This window comes from Crossiella sp. SN42 (assembly GCF_023897065.1).
In the GTDB taxonomy this organism is placed as follows: Bacteria; Actinomycetota; Actinomycetes; order Mycobacteriales; family Pseudonocardiaceae; genus Crossiella.
This window is the reverse complement of the sequence record NZ_JAMHIV010000011.1, coordinates 21,859-42,937: the sequence shown is the minus strand read 5'-3', so window position 1 is coordinate 42,937 and position 21,079 is coordinate 21,859. Positions and strand designations below refer to the sequence as shown.

22 protein-coding genes are annotated in these 21,079 nt (G+C 71.8%); 14 read left to right on the top strand and 8 right to left on the bottom strand.

Going from position 1 to position 21,079, the window contains the following annotated elements:
• Positions 1–2: 2 nt before the first annotated feature.
• Positions 3–974 (bottom strand): tryptophan--tRNA ligase, encoded by a 972-nt coding sequence (gene trpS, locus M8C13_RS14680; RefSeq protein ID WP_252481128.1) that lies wholly within the window; start codon positions 972–974, stop codon positions 3–5.
• Between the two features lie 315 nt (positions 975–1,289).
• Here trpS and M8C13_RS14675 point away from each other — a divergent pair, with 315 nt between their 5' ends.
• The 8 genes from M8C13_RS14675 to dapC all read left to right on the top strand — a co-directional run bounded on the left by M8C13_RS14675 (position 1,290) and on the right by dapC (position 10,807).
• Positions 1,290–1,598, top strand: a complete 309-nt coding sequence (locus tag M8C13_RS14675; protein WP_252481127.1) for a YciI family protein — start codon at positions 1,290–1,292, stop codon at positions 1,596–1,598.
• Between the two features lie 388 nt (positions 1,599–1,986).
• On the top strand, positions 1,987–3,903 hold the full coding sequence (gene typA / locus M8C13_RS14670; protein ID WP_252481126.1) for a translational GTPase TypA: 1,917 nt from the start codon (positions 1,987–1,989) through the stop codon (positions 3,901–3,903).
• Between the two features lie 183 nt (positions 3,904–4,086).
• Complete coding sequence (locus tag M8C13_RS14665; protein WP_252481125.1) at positions 4,087–5,859, top strand: ABC transporter family substrate-binding protein; 1,773 nt, start codon at positions 4,087–4,089, stop codon at positions 5,857–5,859.
• A gap of 110 nt (positions 5,860–5,969) precedes the next feature.
• Complete coding sequence (locus M8C13_RS14660; RefSeq protein WP_252481124.1) at positions 5,970–7,769, top strand: ABC transporter family substrate-binding protein; 1,800 nt, start codon at positions 5,970–5,972, stop codon at positions 7,767–7,769.
• Between the two features lie 100 nt (positions 7,770–7,869).
• The gene (gene mshB, locus M8C13_RS14655) at positions 7,870–8,748 is read left to right on the top strand and encodes an N-acetyl-1-D-myo-inositol-2-amino-2-deoxy-alpha-D-glucopyranoside deacetylase (protein WP_252481123.1); all 879 of its coding nucleotides are present in this window, start codon (positions 7,870–7,872) and stop codon (positions 8,746–8,748) included.
• Positions 8,745–9,194: a hypothetical protein gene (locus M8C13_RS14650; RefSeq protein ID WP_252481122.1), complete on the top strand. Its 450-nt coding sequence runs from the start codon at positions 8,745–8,747 to the stop codon at positions 9,192–9,194. Before mshB ends, M8C13_RS14650 begins: the two co-directional genes overlap by 4 nt.
• A 189-nt stretch (positions 9,195–9,383) precedes the next feature.
• Positions 9,384–9,704, top strand: coding sequence for a ferredoxin (gene fdxA, locus M8C13_RS14645; protein ID WP_252481121.1), 321 nt, complete (start codon positions 9,384–9,386; stop codon positions 9,702–9,704).
• Entirely contained in the window at positions 9,701–10,807 is a 1,107-nt protein-coding gene (dapC, locus tag M8C13_RS14640) for a succinyldiaminopimelate transaminase (protein WP_252481120.1), read from the top strand. Before fdxA ends, dapC begins: the two co-directional genes overlap by 4 nt.
• On the opposite strand, the gene M8C13_RS14635 is transcribed toward dapC, so the two are convergent.
• The 3 genes from M8C13_RS14635 to M8C13_RS14625 are packed head-to-tail and all read right to left on the bottom strand — an operon-like array spanning position 10,796 to position 13,127.
• Positions 10,796–11,689 carry a CHAD domain-containing protein gene (locus M8C13_RS14635; RefSeq protein WP_252481119.1) on the bottom strand — a complete coding sequence of 298 codons (894 nt, stop codon included), beginning with the start codon at positions 11,687–11,689 and terminating at the stop codon, positions 10,796–10,798. The two genes, dapC and M8C13_RS14635, sit on opposite strands and share 12 nt — an antisense overlap.
• Positions 11,690–11,699: 10 nt before the next feature.
• Complete coding sequence (gene dapD / locus M8C13_RS14630; protein WP_252481118.1) at positions 11,700–12,689, bottom strand: 2,3,4,5-tetrahydropyridine-2,6-dicarboxylate N-succinyltransferase; 990 nt, start codon at positions 12,687–12,689, stop codon at positions 11,700–11,702.
• 36 nt (positions 12,690–12,725) lie between these two features.
• Positions 12,726–13,127: a hypothetical protein gene (locus tag M8C13_RS14625; protein ID WP_252481117.1), complete on the bottom strand. Its 402-nt coding sequence runs from the start codon at positions 13,125–13,127 to the stop codon at positions 12,726–12,728.
• A 58-nt stretch (positions 13,128–13,185) separates the two neighbouring features.
• On the opposite strand from M8C13_RS14625, the gene dapE reads away from it, so the two are divergent.
• Positions 13,186–14,265 carry a succinyl-diaminopimelate desuccinylase gene (gene dapE, locus M8C13_RS14620; protein ID WP_252481116.1) on the top strand — a complete coding sequence of 360 codons (1,080 nt, stop codon included), beginning with the start codon at positions 13,186–13,188 and terminating at the stop codon, positions 14,263–14,265.
• Positions 14,266–14,312: 47 nt separating this feature from the next.
• Here the strand turns inward: dapE and M8C13_RS14615 are convergent, their stop codons facing one another.
• Together M8C13_RS14615 and M8C13_RS45430 are read right to left on the bottom strand one after the other, a co-directional pair.
• The gene (locus M8C13_RS14615; protein ID WP_252481296.1) at positions 14,313–14,966 is read right to left on the bottom strand and encodes a response regulator transcription factor; all 654 of its coding nucleotides are present in this window, start codon (positions 14,964–14,966) and stop codon (positions 14,313–14,315) included.
• Between the two features lie 2 nt (positions 14,967–14,968).
• Positions 14,969–16,108, bottom strand: coding sequence for a sensor histidine kinase (locus M8C13_RS45430; protein ID WP_252481115.1), 1,140 nt, complete (start codon positions 16,106–16,108; stop codon positions 14,969–14,971).
• 135 nt (positions 16,109–16,243) lie between these two features.
• Between M8C13_RS45430 and M8C13_RS14605 the strand changes: the two genes are divergently transcribed.
• Both M8C13_RS14605 and M8C13_RS14600 read left to right on the top strand, forming a co-directional pair.
• Positions 16,244–17,164 (top strand): ABC transporter ATP-binding protein, encoded by a 921-nt coding sequence (locus M8C13_RS14605; protein WP_252481114.1) that lies wholly within the window; start codon positions 16,244–16,246, stop codon positions 17,162–17,164.
• Positions 17,161–18,009 (top strand): ABC transporter permease, encoded by an 849-nt coding sequence (locus tag M8C13_RS14600; RefSeq protein WP_252481113.1) that lies wholly within the window; start codon positions 17,161–17,163, stop codon positions 18,007–18,009. The genes M8C13_RS14605 and M8C13_RS14600 overlap by 4 nt, the downstream gene beginning before the upstream one ends.
• Before the next feature lie 52 nt (positions 18,010–18,061).
• Here M8C13_RS14600 and wrbA read toward each other — a convergent pair whose 3' ends face one another.
• On the bottom strand, positions 18,062–18,670 hold the full coding sequence (gene wrbA / locus M8C13_RS14595; RefSeq protein WP_252481112.1) for an NAD(P)H:quinone oxidoreductase: 609 nt from the start codon (positions 18,668–18,670) through the stop codon (positions 18,062–18,064).
• A gap of 118 nt (positions 18,671–18,788) precedes the next feature.
• Between wrbA and M8C13_RS14590 the strand changes: the two genes are divergently transcribed.
• Both M8C13_RS14590 and M8C13_RS14585 read left to right on the top strand, forming a co-directional pair.
• A complete protein-coding gene (locus M8C13_RS14590) occupies positions 18,789–19,574 on the top strand; it encodes a TIGR00730 family Rossman fold protein (protein ID WP_252481111.1) in 786 nt (261 codons plus the stop codon).
• Position 19,575: 1 nt separating this feature from the next.
• Positions 19,576–20,121 (top strand): TIGR00730 family Rossman fold protein, encoded by a 546-nt coding sequence (locus M8C13_RS14585; protein WP_252481110.1) that lies wholly within the window; start codon positions 19,576–19,578, stop codon positions 20,119–20,121.
• Here the strand turns inward: M8C13_RS14585 and M8C13_RS14580 are convergent.
• Entirely contained in the window at positions 20,114–20,662 is a 549-nt protein-coding gene (locus M8C13_RS14580; RefSeq protein WP_252481109.1) for a hypothetical protein, read from the bottom strand. The genes M8C13_RS14585 and M8C13_RS14580 overlap by 8 nt on opposite strands.
• A gap of 39 nt (positions 20,663–20,701) precedes the next feature.
• Here M8C13_RS14580 and M8C13_RS14575 point away from each other — a divergent pair, with 39 nt between their 5' ends.
• Complete coding sequence (locus M8C13_RS14575) at positions 20,702–21,049, top strand: hypothetical protein (protein WP_252481108.1); 348 nt, start codon at positions 20,702–20,704, stop codon at positions 21,047–21,049.
• Positions 21,050–21,079: the final 30 nt, after the last annotated feature.

Below are 21,079 nucleotides of genomic sequence, written 5' to 3'. Positions count from 1 at the left end.
CTTCAACGCAGCCCGGTCACCTTGAGCACCGCCTCCAGCCGGTGCGCGCACCCGGCCCGCGCCCGCTCGGCCCCGTGCGCCCGGAGCTGGTCCAGTTCGGCCGGGTCGGCCAGCAGCTCCCGCACGCCCTCGCGCACCGGCCGCAGCTCCTCGATCACCGCCTCCGCCGTGCGCTCCTTCAGCTCGGCGTAGCCACTGATCTGCTCGGCCAGCGCCCTGGGCTCGCCGTTGGTGCAGGCGGCCAGGATGTCCAGCAGGTTGCTCACCCCCGGCTGGCTCTCCGGGGCGTAGCGGACCTCGCCGACCTGGTCGGTGACCGCGCGCATGATCTTGCGGCGGATCAGCTCCGGCGGGTCCAGCACCAGCACGGTGCCGGACTGGTCGCCGCTGGACTTGGACATCTTCCGCTCCGGCGCGGCCAGGTCGGCCACCCGCGCGGCCACCCTGGGCGTCACCGCCCTGGGCACGGTGAGCACCTCGCCGTAGGTAGCGTTGAAGCGTTTGGCCAGCGTGCGGGCCAGTTCCAGGTGCTGGCGCTGGTCCTCGCCGACCGGCACCTCCTCCGCGCCGTGCAGCAGGATGTCCGCGGCCATCAGCACCGGGTAGGTGAACAGCCCGGCGCGCACCCCGTCCTGGCCCTTGGCCTTGTCCTTGAACTGGGTCATCCTGGCCAGCTCGCCGTAGGAGACCACGCACTCCAGCACCCAGGTCAGCGCGGCATGCTCCTGGATGAGGTCCGACTGGGTGAAAACGCACGCGATGTCCGGATTCACTCCAGCCGCGATGAGCATCGCCAGTTGCTCTCTGGCACGGGCGCGCAACACGTTCGGGTTATGCCGGATGGTCATCGCGTGCAGGTCAACGACGCAGAAAAGATCATCCCGGTGATGCCGGGCGGCCCACTGCCGGATCGCGCCGAGGTAGTTGCCCAGGTGGGTCAGGCCGGTCGGCTGGATGCCGGAGAACTGGGTCATCGAGGGTCTCCCCGCGGGTTCGTGCGCCGCCGCGGGGCCGGTTGTGCTGCGTATACACCACAGGCCGCCTCGCAGCGGCGGCCTGTGGTCAGGTTCAGATGCGCGTGACTAGGGCCGCCGGTGGGCGGCCCGCCAGAGACTGGACATCAAGCGCATGGGGAGCATCCTAGACCATCACGGTTGGGCCAAACGTGTCCGATGACACATCGTGGTCGCGGACACGGTGGTAGTAGGCCCGTTCGGGGGCGTTAAGAATGCGTATAAGTCGAAATGCCGATGTGATCCGATCCGGGCTCACGGGCGTATTTTTGAAATATGTACATCGTGCTGCTGAACTACACCGCGTCGACCAGCGAGGTCGATTTGGTACTGCCGGAGCATGCAGCGTGGCTCGACCGGCAGTACGAGGCAGGCCACTTCCTGCTCTCCGGCCGCTGCCGGACCATGGGCACCGCGCACGACCGGCTCATCGTCACGCGTCCGATGCTGCGCGGCCACCTCGACGCGATCCTGGCCACCGACCCCTTCAAGCTGCGCCGAGTCGTCCGGCACGAGGTGATCGACTTCGAGGCCTCCCGGACCGCCCCGGCCTTCCTCGCCTACAACGAGCTCCTCGCCAGCTGACCCCAGCGGCGCCTTGCGACCAGTCAGTCCGGACCTCCACCATTCGCCGGCTCCCGCCGGCAGCCCCCGGCAGGTATTCCTGTCCGCTGTGCCCGGCGGGGCCACAACTTCAGCGTTCTTGCTTTTTCTTTAACTTCTCTTTGGCCTTTTTCAGCGCAAGTACCGGACAACGTTTGCACCGCGGTTTCGAGCGGCAGCACTTCTTCTTGACCTTGCCCACTGTGTGGCTCCCACTCCCTGAGGTTGCCCCCATCGTAGGTTAGGCTTACCTGATCATTCAGGGGATCCGTCCGGGGAGTCGCTCCAGGGCGGATAGCATGGGGTGGGCTACAAAGCGGCGCAGAAGCCGGTGGCCATCTCCCAACAGGCAGATTCCGAGGAGTTTCGCGTGCCCACCGCCGCGCCAGCCACCGTCAGGACCGATCTTCGCAACATCGCCATCGTCGCGCACGTCGACCATGGCAAGACCACTCTCGTCGACGCCATGCTCCGGCAGTCGGGGGCCTTCGCCGCCCGCGCCGAGCTGGTCGACCGCGTCATGGACTCCGGTGAGCTGGAGCGCGAGAAGGGCATCACCATTCTCGCCAAGAACACCGCGGTGAAGCGGCACACCGCCGAGGGCGTGATGACCATCAACGTGGTCGACACCCCCGGTCACGCCGACTTCGGCGGCGAGGTCGAGCGTGGCCTGGCCATGGTCGACGGCGTGGTGCTGCTGGTGGACGCCAGCGAGGGCCCGCTGCCGCAGACCCGCTTCGTGCTGCGCAAGACCCTGGCCGCCGGCCTGCCGGTGATCCTCGTGGTCAACAAGGTGGACCGCCCGGACGCGCGCATCTCCGAGGTGGTCGAGGAGACCCACGACCTGCTCCTGGAGCTGGCCTCCGACCTCGACGCCGAGGGTGTCGAGCACCTGGACATGTCGGCCGTGCTCGACCTCCCGGTCGTCTACGCCTCCGCCCGCGCCGGCAAGGCCAGCCTGGAGCAGCCCGCCGACGGCGGCCTGCCGGACGCGGAGAACCTGGACGTCCTCTTCGACGTGCTGCTGGAGCACGTGCCGCCGCCCACCGGCGACGCCGAGGCCCCGCTGCGCGCCCTGGTCACCAACCTGGACGCCTCGGCCTTCCTCGGCCGCATCGCGCTCTGCCGCATCCACGCGGGCAAGATCCGCAAGGGCGAGTGGGTGTCCTGGTGCCGCGAGGACGGCAGCACGCAGAAGGTCAAGATCACCGAGCTGCTGATCACCGAGGCGCTGGAGCGGGTGCCCGCCGAGGTCGCCTCCGCCGGTGAGCTGGTCGCCATCGCGGGCATCCCGGAGATCACCATCGGCGACACCCTCGCCGACCTGGACAACCCGGACCCGCTGCCCCGGATCACCGTGGACCAGCCCGCGATCTCCATGACCATCGGTGTGAACACCTCCCCGATGGCCGGTCGCAACGGCGGCGACAAGCTGACCGCCCGCCTGGTCAAGGCCCGCCTGGACAACGAGCTGGTCGGCAACGTCAGCGTCAAGGTGCTGCCCACCGAGCGCCCGGACACCTGGGAGGTGCAGGGCCGTGGCGAGCTGGCGCTGGCCATCCTGGTCGAGCAGATGCGCCGCGAGGGCTTCGAGCTGACCGTGGGCAAGCCGCAGGTGGTCACCCGCACCATCGACGGCCAGCTGTGCGAGCCGTTCGAGCGGCTCACCGTGGACACCCCCGAGGAGCACCTCGGCGCGGTCACCCAGCTGCTGGCCAACCGCAAGGGCCGGATGGAGAACATGTCCGGCCACGGCACCGGCCGGATCAAGCTGGACTACGTGGTCCCGGCCCGCGGTCTGATCGGCTTCCGCACCGAGTTCCTCACCGAGACCCGTGGCGCCGGCATCGCCAACCACGTCTTCGAGGGCTACTTCCCGTGGGTCGGCGAGCTGCGCACCCGGCACACCGGCTCGCTGGTCTGCGACCGCACCGGCCAGGTCACCAGCTACGCGATGATCCAGCTGGCCGACCGCGGCACCTTCTTCGTGGAGCCGGGCGCCGAGGCATACGAGGGCATGGTCGTCGGCGAGAACCCGCGCTCGGAGGACCTGGACGTCAACGTCTGCCGGGAGAAGAAGCTCACCAACATGCGCTCCTCCACCGGCGACGAGCTGGAGCGCCTGGCCCGCCCGCGCAAGCTGAGCCTGGAAGAGGCCCTGGAGTTCTGCTCCAGCGACGAGTGCGTCGAGGTGACCCCCACGGTCATCCGCGTCCGCAAGCTCATCCTGGACAGCACCCTGCGCGGCCGCGAGCGCTCTCGCGCCAAGACCCGCGACAAGGTCTGAGTGCACGCCTGACCGGACGCCCCTCGGCCCCCGTGGCCGCGGGGCGTCCGGCTTTTCGAACCCGGCAGGACAACCTCAACCCGGGTTCAGACGTCCCGTTCACAGGGGCTCGGCTACGGTCTGGGAGCCTCTGCACCACCAGCCTGAGGTTGGCTGGGGTGATCATCTAGGGAGGAGTGCCGAGTGGGCTCGGCCGCATCCGCTGCACGGCGACTCACGCTCGCCCTGCTGGGCGTCAGCGCGCTGGCTGCCTGCACGACCACCCCGCCCCCGCCGCTGGTGACCTCCGGCCAGCAGGGCGTGCCGACCAAGGTGATCGACCTCAACGAGGTGCTGGTCGGGGTGGACCGGCTGGCCAGGGGGTTCAACCCGCACGCGCTGGCCGACCAGTCGGTGGCCACCACCGCGCTGGCCACGCTGATCCTGCCCTCGGCCTTCCGCACCGGCCCCGACGGCGTGCCCCGGCCCGACCCGGCGGTGCTCAACAGCGCCCAGGTCACCAAGAGCGAGCCGTTCACCGTGACCTACTCGCTGCGCAAGGACGCCTCCTGGTCCGACGGCGGGCCGATCGCGGCCGAGGACTTCGACTACCTGTGGCGGCAGATGACCACCCAGCCGGGCACGGTGAACCCGGCCGGCTACCGGCTGATCAGCAACGTGGTCTCCAAGGACAGTGGCAAGACCGTCGAGGTGGTCTTCAGCAAGCCCTACCCCGGCTGGCGCTCGCTGTTCCGCAACCTGCTGCCCGCGCACCTGCTCAAGGACGCCTTCGGCGGCTGGAACGCGGTGCTGGACACCAGCTTCCCCGCTTCCGGCGGCCGGTTCGCCATCCGGCAGATCGACCTGGCCCGCGGCGAGGTGGTGCTGGAGCGCAACGACCGCTACTGGGGCACCCCGGCCACGCTGGGCCGGATCGTGCTGCGCCGCACCGACACCGCGGGCATCACCGCGGCGCTGCGCAGCGGCAACGACCAGCTCGCGGTGGTCACCCCGGACCAGTCCGCGATGGAGCAGCTGAGCGCGCTCGGCGAGGTGGCCAAGCTGACCACCATGCCGCGGGGCAGCACTGTGCAGCTGCTGCTGCGGCCGGTGAGCCCGGTGCTGGCCGATGTCCGGATGCGCACCGCGCTGGTCAGCCTGATCGACCGCAACGCGCTGATCGCCAGCGGCACCGGCAACGGCCCGGCCGCGGCCCTGCGCGCCGACGCCCAGGTCTACGGGCCCGCCCAGGCCGGCTACGGCGCGACCATGCCGGGGGACACGCCCTCGGCCAAGCCGGACCACGGCCGGGCGGACGCGCTGCTGCACGAGCTGGGCTACCGCAGGGACGGCGCGGGCAAGTGGGCGCGGGAGGGACGGCCGCTGAGCATCACCATCGGCGCGCCGACCGACCGCGAGCCCTACGCCTCGCTGGCCGGGCTGATCCGCCGCCAGCTGGCCGAGTTCGGTATCGAGGCCAAGGTGACCAACTCCGTCGGCGACCAGCTCTTCGGCGAGATGCTGCCCAGCACCCCGCCGACCGCGACCAGCGCCGCCACCAGCAGCACCTCGGCCGCGCCGACCACCACCACCGGGGTGCCCACCACGGACGCCGGCGTGGTCGACCTGGCGGTGGTGCCGCAGGTCATCGACGGCGACCCGGCCACCGTGCTGGCCTCCAGCTTCGGCTGCCCGGCCCAGTCCGCGGAGCCGTCCTCGGTGCCTGCCAACCCGGCCGGGTTCTGCGACCGCACGCTGCAACCGGTGATCGACTCCGCGCTGACCGGGGCCGCGCCGCTGGCCCAGGTGCTGCCGGGGATCGAGGCCACGCTGTGGCAGCAGGTGGTCGCGGTGCCGCTGTTCCAGTCCGCCGACGTGCTGGCCACCGGCGCGGACGTCACCGGGGTGGACCCCGGGCCGGCCTTCGCCGGGCCGTTCACCACGGCCAACACCTGGAAGCGCGTGCCGCCCAAGTGACGCTCCGCATAAGGTCATCACCCTTTGGTCACGATCCGTGGTCCAGTGGTGACCGCCGGGGCGGGCCTCCATAACCTCCGCACGTGTCCCTGTCAACGGTAGGAGTACCCGTGCGCGCGCTGACGGCCGCCCTGACCAGCCTGCTGCTGGTGCTGGGCGCCTGTTCCTCAGCCAGCGAGGACGCGGGCCTCAACGGCGACAGCCAGCGCACCGGGGCCAAGGGCCGCCTGCCCGGCACCGACCAGTACAAGCTGCCCGCGGTGCGCGCGGGCGGCGAGGTGGTCATCGGGCACGACCTGCCCTACACCGTCTACAACAACCAGGTCGCCGACGCGGGCAACTTCAACAACACCCTGGTGCTGAGCCCGGTGCTGGCCGGGCCGTTCATCCACGAGGACACCCTGACCCCACTGCTCAACACCGATGTGATGCTCGGCGTCGAGCTGACCGCCACCGCCCCGCAGCAGGTGGTCACCTACCGGATCCGGCCAGGCGTGAAGTGGTCCGACGGCGAGGCGTGGGACTGCGACGACTTCTACCTGGCCTGGCTGGCGCAGAGCGGCAAGGCGGTGCGTGGCGACGCCACCGGCGCCCCGGTGGCCGGCCCGGACGGCAAGCCGGCCAAGTACTTCCGGCCAGCCGCCACCACGGGCTACGAGCTGATGTCGGTGCAGTGCAAGGACGAGCTGACCGTGGTCACCACCTACGACAAGCCGTTCCCCGACTACAAGAGCCGGTTCGACGCCGTCCACCTGATGCCCGCGCACGTGCTGGAGCGGGAGACCGGCGTCAAGGACATCACCAAGGTCGGCCCGAACTCCCCGGACGCCGACCTGGAGAAGGTGTCCAAGTTCTGGAACACCAGCTGGACCGGGTTCGACCCGAAGCTGATGCCCGGCTCCGGCCCGTACCGGATCGACAGCTGGCAGCAGGGCAGCCAGGTGCGCCTGGTGCGCAACGAGAAGTGGCTCGGCAACCGGGGCGGCCCATCCGCGGTGGTGCTGCGCAGCGAGGCCGACCCGGCCGCCCAGGTGCGCGCCCTGCAGGAGAACAAGATGCAGGTGATCGCGCCGCAGCCGGACCCGAGCACCGCGGCCACCCTGCGCGGGCTGGGCGCCCAGGGCGTGAAGTACTCCGCCGGTGGCGGGCTCACCTTCGAGCACCTGGACCTGAACTGGCGCAGGCCGCTGTTCCAGGACAAGGCGGTCCGCTACGCCTTCGCCCAGTGCGTGCGGCGCGGGGAGATCGTGCAGAAGGTGGTGCGCGGGGTGGACCCCTCGGCCAAGCCGCTGGGCAGCCTGCTGTTCCTGCCCGGCGAGGACGGCTACCAGGACCACTACGCCAAGCTCATGCTGGACAGCCCCGAAGAGGCCGTGAAGACCCTGCAGGCCGCGGGCTGGCGGCGGGACGGCAAGTACTTCGACAAGGGCGGCAAGGCGCTGGAGATCAAGGTCAGCCACAACGGGCTGCCCCGGCGCAAGCAGACCGTGGAGCTGATCCAGGCCTCCTGCGAGTCGGCCGGCATCAAGATCGTTGATGACAGCGATCCGGCCTTCCTGGACGGGCGCAACAGCCGGGGCGACTACGACGTGGCGCTCTTCGGCTGGGTCGGCACCCAGTGGAAGTCGGACAAGAAGGGCATGTACGCCACCGGTGGCGGGCAGAACTGGGGCGGCTGGTCGAACCAGACCGTGGACCGCGAGCTGAACCAGGTCGGCGTGGAGCTGGACGCGGCCAAGCGGACCGAGCTGCTCCAGCACGTGGACAAGACGCTGGCCGAGGAGATCGCCTCGCTGCCGCTGTTCCAGGTGCCCACGATGGTCGGCTACCGGGACACCATCGACAAGGTCACCTACCACCCGCGACTGGGCGTCACCTGGAACGTCGCCGAGTGGCAGGTCTCCGAATAGCCACTGATGGCTGAATGTCGCACAGCGTCACACTGAAGAGTTACCGCGCTGTGGTGACATCTGGCAAAACGGTTCAACTCTGAGCCACTAGGCTATTCCGGTGACACTGACCGCCCCACCACGGTTGCTGCTGGTACACGCTCACCCGGACGACGAGAGCCTGTGGACCGGCGGCACCATCGCCCGCTATGCCGCCTACGGCGCGCACGTGACCGTGGTCACCTGCACCCTGGGCGAGGAGGGCGAGGTCATCCCCGAAGGACTGCGCGGCCTCGGCCCTGAGGCAGCCGACCAGCTCGGCGGCTACCGGGTCGGCGAGCTGCGCGGGGCCTGCGCCGCGCTCGGCGTGATCGACCACCGGTTCCTCGGCGGCATGGGCCGCTGGCGGGACTCCGGCATGGCGGGCACCAAGGCCAACCAGCACCCGCGCAGCTTCGTCGAGGGCGACCTGGCCGAGCAGACCGCCGCGCTGGCCGCGATCCTGCGCGAGGTCAAGCCGCAGGTCGTGGTCACCTACGACGCCTCCGGCGGCTACGGCCACCCCGACCACATCCGCGCGCACGAGGTCACCATGGCCGCCACCGCCGAGGTGCCGGGCATCGACCGGGTCTTCCACACGGTGACCTCCAGGGCGCACCTGGACCTCGGCGTGGCCGGGCTGACCGAGCTGGAGAGCCTGCCCTTCCGGCTGCCCGAGCCCGGCGAGCTGCCCGCGGTGGACGACGCGCTGATCACCACCTCGGTGGACATCGCCGAGCACGTACCTGCCAAGCTCAGTGCGCTGCGCGCGCACGCGACCCAGGTGCAGGTGTGGCAGGGCAACGACGGCGCGGCCGCCTACGCCCTGTCCAACGGCATCGCCCAGCCGGTGCTGGCCACCGAACACTTCGTGCTGGCCCGCGGCAGCGCCGAGGGGATCGCCACCGACCTCTTCGGCGGGGGAGGTGCACCAGGGACGGACGGAGGCGGATCACGGTGACCGAGGTCGAGGAGCTACCCGTCGGCCAGCCACGACGACCGGAGCTCCTCTCCCGGCTGGCCAGTCCGCTCGTGCTGCTGGTGCTGGTGCTGGACGCGGTGCTGCTGGCCTGGCTCCAGCTGATGTTCCTGCCGCTGCGGGTCTGGGACTTCTGGCCCGCCGTGCCACCGGCCTACAACTGGCCGCTGCCGGTGACCGTGCTGCTCGCGGTGGTCACCACGCCCTGGCTGGTGCTGGCCGCCGCCCGCTGCACGCACCGGATGATCCTGGTGTCGCTGCCCTTCCTGGCCTGGCTGGGCGCGCTGGTCGTCCTCGGCGTGGCCGGGCCCGGCGGGGACATGCTGCTCACCGACGACTGGCGCTCGCTGCTGCTGCTGTCCGTCGGCTCCCTTTCCGGCGCGGTCGCCCTGGGTACCCGGCTGACCCTCCTGCCCCAGCCGAAGTGAGCTCATACCCGGGCTGACCTGCGCGGTATCAGCTCTTAGTTCTGCTGGCGGAAGAAGATAGGCGGACCTTATTTCCCTGTGAGGGAGCACACCAGGTGTGATTGTGTCCGGCAGGCAAGGAATACTTGCCTGGTGTCGCGCTGAGCCCGACAGCGCGGCTGGAACGGACCGAGGAGCAGGAGACCTGCTGTGACCTACGTGATCGCCGAGCCCTGCGTCGACGTGCTGGACAAGGCCTGCATCGAGGAATGCCCGGTCGACTGCATCTACGAGGGCGACCGGATGCTCTACATCCACCCGGACGAGTGCGTCGACTGCGGCGCCTGCGAGCCGGTGTGCCCGGTGGAGGCCATCTACTACGAAGACGACACCCCCGAGCAGTGGAACCAGTACATCAAGGCCAACGTGGACTTCTTCAGCGAGCTGGGCTCGCCGGGTGGCGCCGCGAAGGTCGGCAAGGTCTCCGCTGACCCGGACTTCATCAAGGCGCTGGAGCCCAGGGGCGAGTGAGCACCTCAGCCACACCGGAGCGGTTCGCGCTGCCCGACTTCCCGTGGGACTCCCTCGCTGAGCACGCCGCCCAGGCGCGTGCGCACCGGGGCGGGGCTGTCGACCTGTCCGTCGGCACCCCCGTGGACGAGGTCGACGAGAAGCTGCGGGCCGCGCTCGCCTCGGTCGCGCGAGTGCCGGGCTATCCGACCACGCACGGCACCCCGGAGCTGCGGGAAGCCGCCGTCGGCGCGATGGCCCGCCGCTTCGGCGTCACCGGCCTGGACCCCGCGGCGGTGCTGCCGACCATCGGCTCCAAGGAGCTGGTGGCCTGGCTGCCCACGCTGCTGGGCATCCGGCCGGGCGAGCTGGTCGCGGTGCCCGAGCTGGCCTACCCGACCTACGAGGTCGGCGCGCGGCTGGCCGGCGCCGAGGTGGTCCGCCTGGCCGACGGCCAGGCCCCGCCGCCGGGCACCAGGCTGGTGTGGCTGAACTCCCCGTCCAACCCGACCGGCCGGGTGCTCCCGGCCGCCGAGCTGGCCGAGGCGGTGCGCGCCGCCAGAGCCGTCGGCGCGGTCGTCGCCTCGGACGAGTGCTACCTCTCGCTGGGCTGGGACGCCGAGCCGGTCTCCGCGCTGCGCGCCGAGGTCTGCGACGGCGACCTGACCGGGCTGCTGGCGGTGCACTCGCTGTCCAAGTCCTCCAGCCTGGCCGGCTACCGCGCCGGGTTCCTCACCGGGGACCCGGTACTGGTGGCCAGGCTGCTGGAGATCCGCAAGCACGCCGGGATGATGGTGCCCCGGCCGGTGCAGGCCGCGGTCACCGCGGCGCTGGCCGACGACGAGCACGAGGCTCGGCAGCGCGAGCGCTACCGGGCCCGGCGCGAGGTGCTGCTGCCCGCGCTGAAGTCGGCCGGGTTCACCGTGGAGCACTCCACGGCCGGCCTGTACCTGTGGTCCACCCGGGGCGAGGACGCCTGGCAGACCGTGTCCTGGCTGGCCGAACGCGGCATCCTGGTCGCGCCGGGCACCTTCTACGGGCCGGGCGGCGACCGGCACGTGCGGGTGGCGCTGACCGCCACCGACGAGCGGATCGCCGCGGCCGCCGAGCGCCTACAGGACTGACCGGCCGGTCCGCTCCAGCGTGTCCCAGACCGCCCACCAGCCCGCCCGGCAGCTCACCCGCCGGGCCTCCTCCCGCTCCACCAGGCGGCCGCCGACGAAGGCCAGGTCGAAGTCGATCACCTCGCCGTGCGCGGCCAGCAGCGCGCGCACCCGGTCCTGCGCCACGCAGGCGTCCTGGTGCTCGCCGAGCAGGTCCTGGAAGTCGGTGGTGGCCTTGAGCAGCACCCGGATCTTCTTGCCCAGCAACGGCCTGGCCAGCTCGGCGGTGTAGCGCAGGCGCTTGCCGTCGATGCGCAGCGCGTGCAGCACCTCGTCCTCGGGTTCCGGCCCGGCCTTGGCCACCGCGCGGGCCAGCCGGGCGAACTCGGCCCGCACCAGCCCGGAGAGCGCGGCCAGGGTGTCCACCGGCGGTCCGGGCTCGGTGGAGGCCGCCTCGGCCGCCAGCGCCTTCAGCAGCCGCCGGTAGCGCCGGGAGTCCAGCGCCTTGCGCAGGGCGGCGCGGGCGGTGTCCCGTTCCGCGTGCAGCCCGGCCAGCAGGGTGTCCACCGCGGCCCGCTCGTCGGCGGGGAAGTGCGCGGCCTCGGTGGTCAGCCGCTCGATCAGCACGTCCAGGTCCCGCACCGGCCCCAGCGCCCGGCCCAGCCAGCCCAGCTCGGCGCGCAGGCCGTCGGCGGTCTCCCGGTCCAGGAACGGGCGGGCCGCCTTGAGCATGGCCCGCAGCCGCCGCACCGCCACCCGCATCTGGTGCAGGTCCTCGGCGTCCTCGCCGGAGCGCGTCCCGGGTTCATGCGCCCGCAACGCGGCGAGCCGGACGTCCAGTGCCGCCCGCACGTGCAGGTGCACCGGATCGCCCGGCCCGAGTTCGCGTGTGATCTTCGGCACGCGGCCGATGTTAGTCGTTGGCGTGCAGTGCCGAGTTGAGCTCGACCTTCGCGCCCTTGCGCGCCTTCACCAGCACCGCGCCGCTGACCGAGTCCCTGATGAACAGCAGGCTGTCCGAGCCGGAGAGCTCGCCCGCCTTGACCGTGCCGCCGTCCGGCAGGGTGACCTTGGTGCCCGCGGTGACGTACAGCCCGGCCTCCACCACGCAGTCGTCGCCCAGGGAGATGCCGATGCCCGCGTTGGCGCCGAGCAGGCAGCGCTTGCCGATGGCGATGGTCTGCTTGCCGCCACCGGAGAGGGTGCCCATGATCGAGGCGCCGCCGCCGACGTCGGAGCCGTCGTCCACCACGACCCCGGCGGAGATCCGGCCCTCCACCATGGAGTTGCCCAGGGTGCCGGCGTTGAAGTTGACGAAGCCCTCGTGCATCACGGTGGTGCCGCTGGCCAGGTGCGCGCCCAGCCGGACCCGGTCCGCGTCGCCGATGCGCACCCCGCTGGGCAGCACGTAGTCGACCATGCGCGGGAACTTGTCCACGCTGTACACGGTCACCGGCCCGCGCGCCCGCAGCCGGAGCCGGGTGGCCTCGAAGCCGGGCACCGGGCACGGCCCGTGGTTGGTCCACACCACGTTGGCCAGCAGCCCGAACACCCCGTCCAGGTTCTGCCCGTGCGGCCGGACCAGCCGCGCGGAGAGCAGGTGCAGGCGCAGGTAGACGTCGTGCGCGTCCACCGGCTTGTCGGCAAGGCGCGCGATCGCGGTGCGCACCGCGACCACCTCGACACCACGGGCGGCATCCGGCCCGAGGAGCGCGGCGACCTCGGCCCCGAGCGCCTGCGCGGCCTGCTCGGCGGAGAGCCGCTCGGTCCCACCGGTGGCCTGCTCGCCGAGCTTGGGCTCGGGGAACCAGGTGTCCAGCACGGTGCCGTCGGCGGCGATGGTGGCCAGTCCGACGCCGTACGCGCCGGTGACCTGCGGATCAGGGGTCTGCTCGGTGCTCACCGGCCCATGGTAACCGGTGCACCTGGCAGGCGGTCCTTACCGGAGGTGGCGCGCCTCGATCTCCCGCAGCACCCTGCCCACCTCGGCCACCAGGTCCTCGCAGTCCGGGTCCACCGGGGGCGTCGCGCACTTCTGCTGCGCGTAGAACGCCGCCGCCGCACCCATGCGCTTGTTGAACGGCCCCATGGCCTCGTGGTCCACGGCGTACATCCGTCCGACGAGCGCGGCTGAGGCCTCCAGCCAGGTCGCGCAGGCGGCCGCGCTCGGCCGGCCGGCCTCCCTGGCGCACAGGTGGCCGACCTGCGCGGCCAGGTCGGCCCCGAACTCCGCGCGGAACGGGTTCGGCACGTTCGGATCCGCCTGCGCCTGCCCGGCCACGGGGCTCGCGCACCCGGTGAGCAACACCAGCGCCAGCAAGCCCGGCACGATCTTCAACATCGGTCCCCCTCAAGTCCCGGACAGCACCCTAGCGGCGTTCGTGGGTAGCCTGCCGGGCGTGACCGTGCGCCTTGACCTCGCCGCTGACCCGATCGAGCTGACCGCCGCGCTGGTGGACGTGCCCAGCGTCTCTGGCAACGAGGCCGCCCTGGCCGACGCCGTGGAAGCCGCCCTGCGCGAGCAGGCCCCGCACCTGGAGGTGGTGCGCAACGGCGACGCCGTGCTGGCCCGCACCAACCTGGACAGGCCGTCCCGGATCATCTTCGCCGGGCACCTGGACACGGTGCCGATCGTGGACAACGTGCCGCACCGCCGCACCGGCTCCGGTAACGACCTGGTGCTGCACGGCTGCGGCACGGTGGACATGAAGAGCGGCGACGCGGTGATGCTGCACCTGGCCGCCACCGTCACCGACCCGGCCTACGACCTGACCTTCGTCTTCTACGACTGCGAGGAGGTCGAGGCGGTCCGCAACGGCCTCGGCCGGATCGAGCGTGAGCTGCCGGAGTGGCTGGCCGCGGACCTGGCCATCGTGTGCGAGCCGAGCAGCGCGGTGGTCGAGGCGGGCTGCCAGGGCACCATCCGGATCGAGGTGCGCACCGCGGGCAAGCGCGCGCACACCGCCCGCGCCTGGATGGGCAGCAACGCCATCCACGCCGCCAACGAGGTGCTCAACCGGCTCACCGGCTACCAACCCCGGGTGCTGGAGATCGACGGCTGCACCTACCGCGAGGGCCTGCAGGCGGTGAAGGTCAGCGGCGGTGTCGCGGGCAACGTGGTGCCGGACGAGTGCGTGATCACCATCAACCACCGCTTCGCCCCCGACCGCTCCCCGGAACAGGCCGAGGCGCACCTGCGCGAGGTCTTCGCCGGGTTCGAGGTCGCCGTGGTCGACGTCTCCGCGGGCGCCCTGCCCGGCCTGCACGCGCCCGAGGCCAAGCAGCTGCTCGCCGCCTCCGGCGCGGACCCGGTCGGCAAGCTCGGCTGGACCGACGTGGCCCGCTTCGCCGCCCTGGGCATGCCCGCGGTCAACTTCGGCCCCGGCGACCCCGCCCTGTCCCACACCCCGGAAGAGCACGTCCCCGCCCCGCGCATCACCCACTGCGCCGACGTGCTGCGCAGGTTCATCACGGGCTGACTCACCCGACTCAGGAGCGAAAAAATCCCGCGCGCGGAGCGCGCCAATCAAACACCACCGAGCCCTGACTGCAAGGCGAACACCACCAGCTGGGCGCGGTCGCGGGCGTGCATCTTGAGCATGGCGCGGCTGACGTGGGTGCGCACGGTCTCGCTGCTGACCACCAGCTGGGCGGCGATCTCGTCGTTGGACATGCCGGTGGCGACCCAGCCGACCACCTCCCGCTCCCGGTCGGTCAGGTGGGCCACGCCGGGGTGGCTGACCGGGGCGGGGCCGGGGCGGGCGAAGCGGCTGATCACGCTGCGGGTCACCGACGGGGACAGCAGTGAGCCGCCGCCTGCCACCACCCGGACCGCGCGCAGCATCTCCTCCGGTTCGGCGTCCTTGAGCACGAAGCCGCTGGCGCCGCTGCGCAGTGCCTCGAAGACGTACTCGTCCAGGCCGAAGGTGGTCAGCATGACCACCCTGACCTCGTGCAGCGCCGGGTCCGCGGTGATCTCGCGCAGCGCGGCCAGGCCGTCCATATCCGGCATCCGGATGTCCATCAGCACCACGTCCGGCTTGAGCTCGCGGACCCTGGCCACCCCGCTGCGGCCGTCCGCGGCCTCGCCGACCAGCTCGGTGTCCGGCTCCGAACCCAGCAGGGTGCGCACGCCGACCCGCACCAGCGCCTGGTCGTCCACGACCACCACCCGGATCACCTTCACGCGTCCTCCCCGGTCAGCGGCAGCCGCGCGGTCACCGCGAAGCCGCCGCCGGTGCGGGGGCCCGCGGACAGTGTGCCGCCCAGCGCCTCGGCCTGGGCGCGCATCCCGCGAATGCCCGAGCCAGCGCCGGCCGGGACCCCGCCGCCCGCGCCGCCACTGTCGGTGACCTCGACCAGCAGCTCCTGCTCGGTGCGGTCCAGCCGGATGTGCGCGCTCGCGCCCAGCGCGTGCCGCAGCACGTTGGTCAGCGCCTCCTGCACGATCCGGTAGGCCGCCGCGTCCACCGGCTGCGGCAGCTCGCCCGCCGCGCCGTCCAGGCTGACCTCGACCCCGCCCGCGAGCACCCGGTCCACCAGCCTGGGCAGCTCGGCCAGGCCCGGCGCGGGGCGCAGTTCCGCCGAGCCGGGGCTGCGCAAGGCTTCCAGCGCGAACCGCAGGTTCTCCAGCGACTCCCGGCTGGTCGCGCGCACCGCCTCCATCGCGACCCGCGCCTCGCCGGGACTGCGCTCCAGCACGTGCAGCGCGACCCCGGCCTGCATGGCGATCACCGCCAGCCCGTGCCCGATGCTGTCGTGCAGGTCCTGGGCCATCCGCAGCCGCTCCTCCGAGGCCACCCGCCTGGCCTGCTCGATCCGCACATCGGCCCTGGCCGCCCGGCGCATCCGGATCGCGGTGCCCAGCACCAGCGCCGCGGCCAGGATCAGCACCCAGATCAGAGTGACGGTGAGCAGCCGCACTGGATCGCCGAGGGTGTTCTCCTGCAGGTGCTTGGTGAACATGGCCACGATCAGCACGCCCAGGTAGGCGGCCACCGCGGCCACCGCCCGCCGCAGCGGCCAGCGGATCGACACCAGGCAGACGATCGCGGGCACGGTGAACAGGATCGGGCCCCACGGGTAGCCGAGGGTCAGGTACGCGGTGACCGCGATCCCGTTGGCCACCAGCGCGGGGCCGGGCCAGTGCCGCACCGCCAGCGCGCCCGCGGCCAGCACGAGCAGCACGTAGGTCAGGACGTCAGGCGGCCGGGCCTCGGGCTGGAAGAAGGCCGCGGCCTGGGTGCCGACCAGGCCGGCGGCCAGGAACGGCAGGGCGGGCCACACGTCCCACAGGGACGACCGGTCAGTGCTGGTGCTCACGTCAGCAGACGATAGGAGCGCGGGCCGGATCCGGCGTCCCCGTCGGCGCGTACCCGGGCTACGCGATCCCGCGTACCCGCTGAGCCGCAGGCACGGTGACGACCCGGTAGCCCCGGCGCGGACAGGCTTGTGGCCATGACAACGCTGCTCGCACCGCCGGAACTGGCCGCGGTGCACACCAGGAAACTGACCAAGCGCTACGGCGGCCACCTCGCGGTGGACGGGGTCGGGCTGACCGTGCGCCGGGGCGAGGTCTACGGCTTCCTCGGCCCCAACGGCGCGGGCAAGACCACCACCCTGCGCATGGTGCTCGGCCTGGTCCGCCCCACCAGCGGCGCGGCCACCGTGCTCGGCGAGCGCGCTGGCACCCCGGCGGCCAACCGCCTGGTCGGCGCGCTGATCGAGGGGCCGGGCTTCTTCCCCTACCTCAGCGGCCGGGACAACCTGCGCGCGCTGGCCAGGCACCGCGGCCTGCGGGACGCCCATGTCGAGGACGCGCTGGACAAGGTGGACCTGAGCGCCCGCGCCAAGGACCGGTTCGCCTCCTACTCCCTGGGCTTGAAGCAGCGGCTGGGCGTGGCCGCGGCCCTGCTCGGCGACCCGGAGTTGCTGATCCTGGACGAACCCACCAACGGTCTGGACCCGGCCGGGGTCAGCGACATGCGGAAGCTGATCGACGCCCTGGCCGCGGCCGGGCAGACCGTGCTGCTGTCCAGCCACCAGCTCAGCGAGGTGCAGGAGATCTGCGACCGGGTCGGGGTGATCTCGCGCGGCCGCCTGATCACCGAGGCCACCGTCGGCGAGTTGCGCGGCAGCGGCAGGCTGCTGGTGCGGGCTGATCCGCTGGATGCCGCGCTGGCCGTGGGCATGCGGGTGGCCGGGGACGACAACGTGTCCATTGTGGACGGTGAGGTGCGGCTGCGGGTGGACCCCCGGCGCGCCGCGGAGGTCAACCGCGCGCTGGTGGCCGCACAGGTGGACGTGCACGAGATCCGGCCGTCCGAACGCTCCCTGGAAGAGGTCTTCTTCGAGATGACCAAGGAGGACAACCGATGACCGCCGTGCTGGCGACCGGCCGCGCCGAACTGTTCCGGCTCCGCAAGTGGCCCGCGATCTGGGTGATCGGCGGCGCCTGGCTGCTGCTCAACCTCACCTTCGTCTACCTGTTGAACTATCTGTCCTATGTGGACGGAAGCAGGTTCGCCGCCGGGGTGCCCAAGGAACTCCTGCTGGCCCGGCTGCTGCCCGAAGGCGTGCCGCTCGGGCTGGTGCAGGGCACGCCGATGTTCGGCGGAGCGATCATGCTGACCCTGGGTGCGCTGGCCACCGGCAGCGGATTCGGCTGGGGCACCTGGAAAACCGCCTACACCCAGGGCCGCAGCAGGCTGGCGGTGCTCGGCGGCACGGCGGCCGCCCTGGCCGTGGTGCTGCTGACCGTGGTGCTGACCACGCTGCTGGTGGACTTCGGCGTGGCCACCGGGATCGCGCTGGCCGAGGGACAGGACCTGGTCTACCCCGGACTGGGCGAGGTGCTGCGCGGGGTGGGCGGCGCGCTGCTGGTGCTCGGCATGTGGGTCTCGGCCGGGGTCGCGCTCGGCACGCTGTCCCGCAGCCCGGCGCTGGCGGTCGGCCTGGGCGTGGTGTGGGTGCTGGCGGTGGAGAACCTGCTCCGCGGGGTGGCGGGCGCGCTGGACTGGCTGGCCCCGGTCACCGATGTGCTGCCCGGTTCGGTGACCGGGTCGGTGGTGGCCGCGCTCGGCGCGACCCCGGTGTCCCAGGGCGGCACGCCCGGTGTGGTGGACACCCTCACCGCCTGGCCCGCCGTCGGCCTGGCTTGCGCGTACACCCTGGCCTTCGCCGCGATCACGGTGTGGCTGGTGTGCCGCCGGGATGTCAGCTGAGTGCGGCGGGGACCGGCCCCTGGCAATGTCGCCAGGGGCCGGTCGGCCGTGCTCAGGCGTTCTTGAGGAACCGCGCGGTCAGCTCGGCGACCCGCTTGCCCTGGAACCGGGCCGAGGCGTGGGTGTCCTCGCTGATCGGGTTCTGGCCCTGGGCGTCGGCGTGCGAGGCGCCGTAGGGAGTGCCGGTGGCGAACTGGATCGGGTCGGTGTAGCCGGGGGTGACCAGGATGCCGCCGAAGTGGTGCACGGTGTTGTACAGCGCGAGCAGGGTGGACTCGCGGCCGCCGTGCTGGGTCGCGGTGGAGACGAAGCCGGAGTACACCTTGTCCGCCAGCGCGCCCTGCGCCCACAGGCCGCTCAGGGTGTCCAGGAACTGCTTGAGCTGGCTGGCGACGTTGCCGAAGCGGGTCGGCGTGCCGAAGATGACCGCGTCCGCCCACTCCACGTCCGCCGCGGTGGCCACCGGCACGTCCTTGGTGGCCTCGGCGTGCGCCTGCCAGGCCGGGTTGCTCGCGATGGCCTCGGCCGGGGCGAGCTCGGGCACCTTCAGCACCCGGACCTCCGCGCCCGCGCCCGAAGCGCCCTCGGCGATCGACTGGGCGAGGGCGTGCACGCTGCCGGTGGAGCTGTAGTAGATGACGGCGACCTTGGGCTGGCTCATGACGGGACTCTCCGAAGCATGTCGTCCAACTTTCAATCTCTTGCCTGGAAGATGATGCCTCGGTGACAGGTCGCCCGCAACCCGATCTCACGGTTCGGTCCTCACTAGGCTGTGTGCTATGACGCTCGACCCGAAGGACCTCGCGTCCAGCCCCGATGTGGACGTGCGCGAGAAGCAGCGCGGCCCGGTCACCCTCCGCCGCTCCAGCAGCGTGGAGTCCACCACCACCGACCAGCGACTGCTCGACTCCCGCGGCCCCTCCGACTGGGTGCACACCGACCCGTGGCGGGTGCTGCGGATCCAGGCCGAGTTCGTGGAGGGCTTCGGCGCGCTCGCCGAGCTGCCGAGGGCGGTCACCGTCTTCGGCTCGGCCCGCACCGGCCGGGACCACCCCGAGTACGAGACCGGCCGCAAGCTGGGCAAGGCGCTGGCCGAGGCCGGGTTCGCCTCGATCACCGGCGGCGGTCCCGGCGCGATGGAGGCGGTCAACCGCGGGGCACAGGAGGCCGGCGGCATGTCGGTCGGCCTCGGCATCGAGCTGCCGTTCGAGCAGGGCCTCAACCCGTGGGTCGACCTCGGCGTGAACTTCCGCTACTTCTTCACCCGCAAGACCATGTTCGTGAAGTACTCGCAGGCCTTCATCTGCCTGCCCGGCGGCTTCGGCACCCTGGACGAGCTGTTCGAGGCGCTCACCCTGGTGCAGACCAAGAAGGTCACCAAGTTCCCGGTGGTGCTCTTCGGCGTCGACTACTGGCAGGGCCTCTACGACTGGCTGCGCGACTCGGTGGCGGGCTCCGGCAAGATCGGTGAGAAGGACCTGGCCCTGCTGCACCTGACCGACGACATCGACGACGCGGTGCGCGTGGTCGAGGAGGCCTACAAGGCCTGGCAGGACGCGCACTGACATGAGGGTCTGCGTCTTCTGCGGTTCGTCCCCGGGCAAGGGCGAGAAGTACGTCGAGGCCGCGCGGCGGCTCGGCACGGTCCTGGCTGAACAGGGCGTGGAACTGGTCTACGGCGGCGCCAGCGTGGGCACCATGGGCGTGGTGGCGGACGCGGCGCTGGCCGCGGGCGGCCGGGTGCAGGGCGTGATCCCGCAGGGACTGTGGGACCGCGAGGTGGCCCACCACGGGCTCACCGAGCTGCACGTGGTGGCCGACATGCACGAGCGCAAGGCGAAGATGGCCGCGCTGTCGGACGCCTTCATCGCGCTGCCCGGCGGCCTGGGCACCTTCGAGGAGCTGTTCGAGGTGTGGACCTGGGCGCTGCTGGGCATCCACCGCAAGCCCATCGCGCTGCTCGACGTGGACGGCTACTACCAGCGGCTGCGCGAGTTCGTGAACCACGCGGTGGCGGAGGAGTTCGTCGCGCCGAAGTACCGCGACCTGGTCTTCGTCGAGGAGGACCCGCTGCGCGCGCTGAAGACCTTCGCCGAGCGCGGGGTCAGCTAGAGCGGATCAGCGGACGGCAGGTGACGCAGTGGCGCTCCGGCGGCAGCCGGGACGCCTCCGCGTCACTGAGCCGCCGCTGCCCGGGGTGCCAGGAGTAACGCGCCTCGTGCACGTACTGCTGCAGGCTGCGCCCGGGATGGGTCGGCCCGGCGCCCGGCACGCTCGCGCAGTCCCAGCGGTGCAGCACGCCGCTGTTGACCAGGAACGGGTACCGCACCGAGTCGGCGAAGCGCCGCCGCGCCTGCTCGAACTCCGCCAGCGCCCGCCGGTACCCCTCGGCCCGGTCCTCACACCGGGGACAGCACCCGCTGTGCGGCACACAGGCCTGCGCCGCCGCCAGCAACTCGGCCCGCGCCTCCGCCGCCGAGGTCCGCCCGCGCTCGATCGCCTCCAGCAACCGCACCACCACCGGCAGCTCGACGTCCCAGCCGAACCCCGGCACATCCCGCCGCCGCTGCGAGGACCACCCACCCCAACTCAGCGCCACATCCTCGTGACGCGACTCAGCCAGCTCGATGTCCACCCGGAAGCTGCGCGACATGGGCCCGCACTCTAGGAACCCAGCCCTTTCCCCGGACGGGTGAACCCCCATGGTCGCGGAGCGTGGTCCCACCAGGAGCGGGCCAGGGCCAGTCTGCTCGCGGCGCTGCTGCCCGAGTCGCAGCACCGGGAGGGCGTCTCCCGGGTGTGCATCGAGTCGCGGGCGGGCTCGGACAAGCACGATCGCCGGACTCGTGACCGGCTGCGGCGGTCCAGGCGGATCGACGCCGCGATGCGGGTGGACCACGTGGGCAAGGACGGCGACCCGTTGCTGTGGTTGCCGGACCAGATCGCCGGCTTCTTCGTGGCGGCGGAGTTCCACGGTGAGCCCGATGCCTGGCAGCTGGTCAACAAGGACCAGCTGATCGACGTGCGCAACCTGACCTGAGCCCGGAAAGCGCGAAACCCCGGAGTCCCA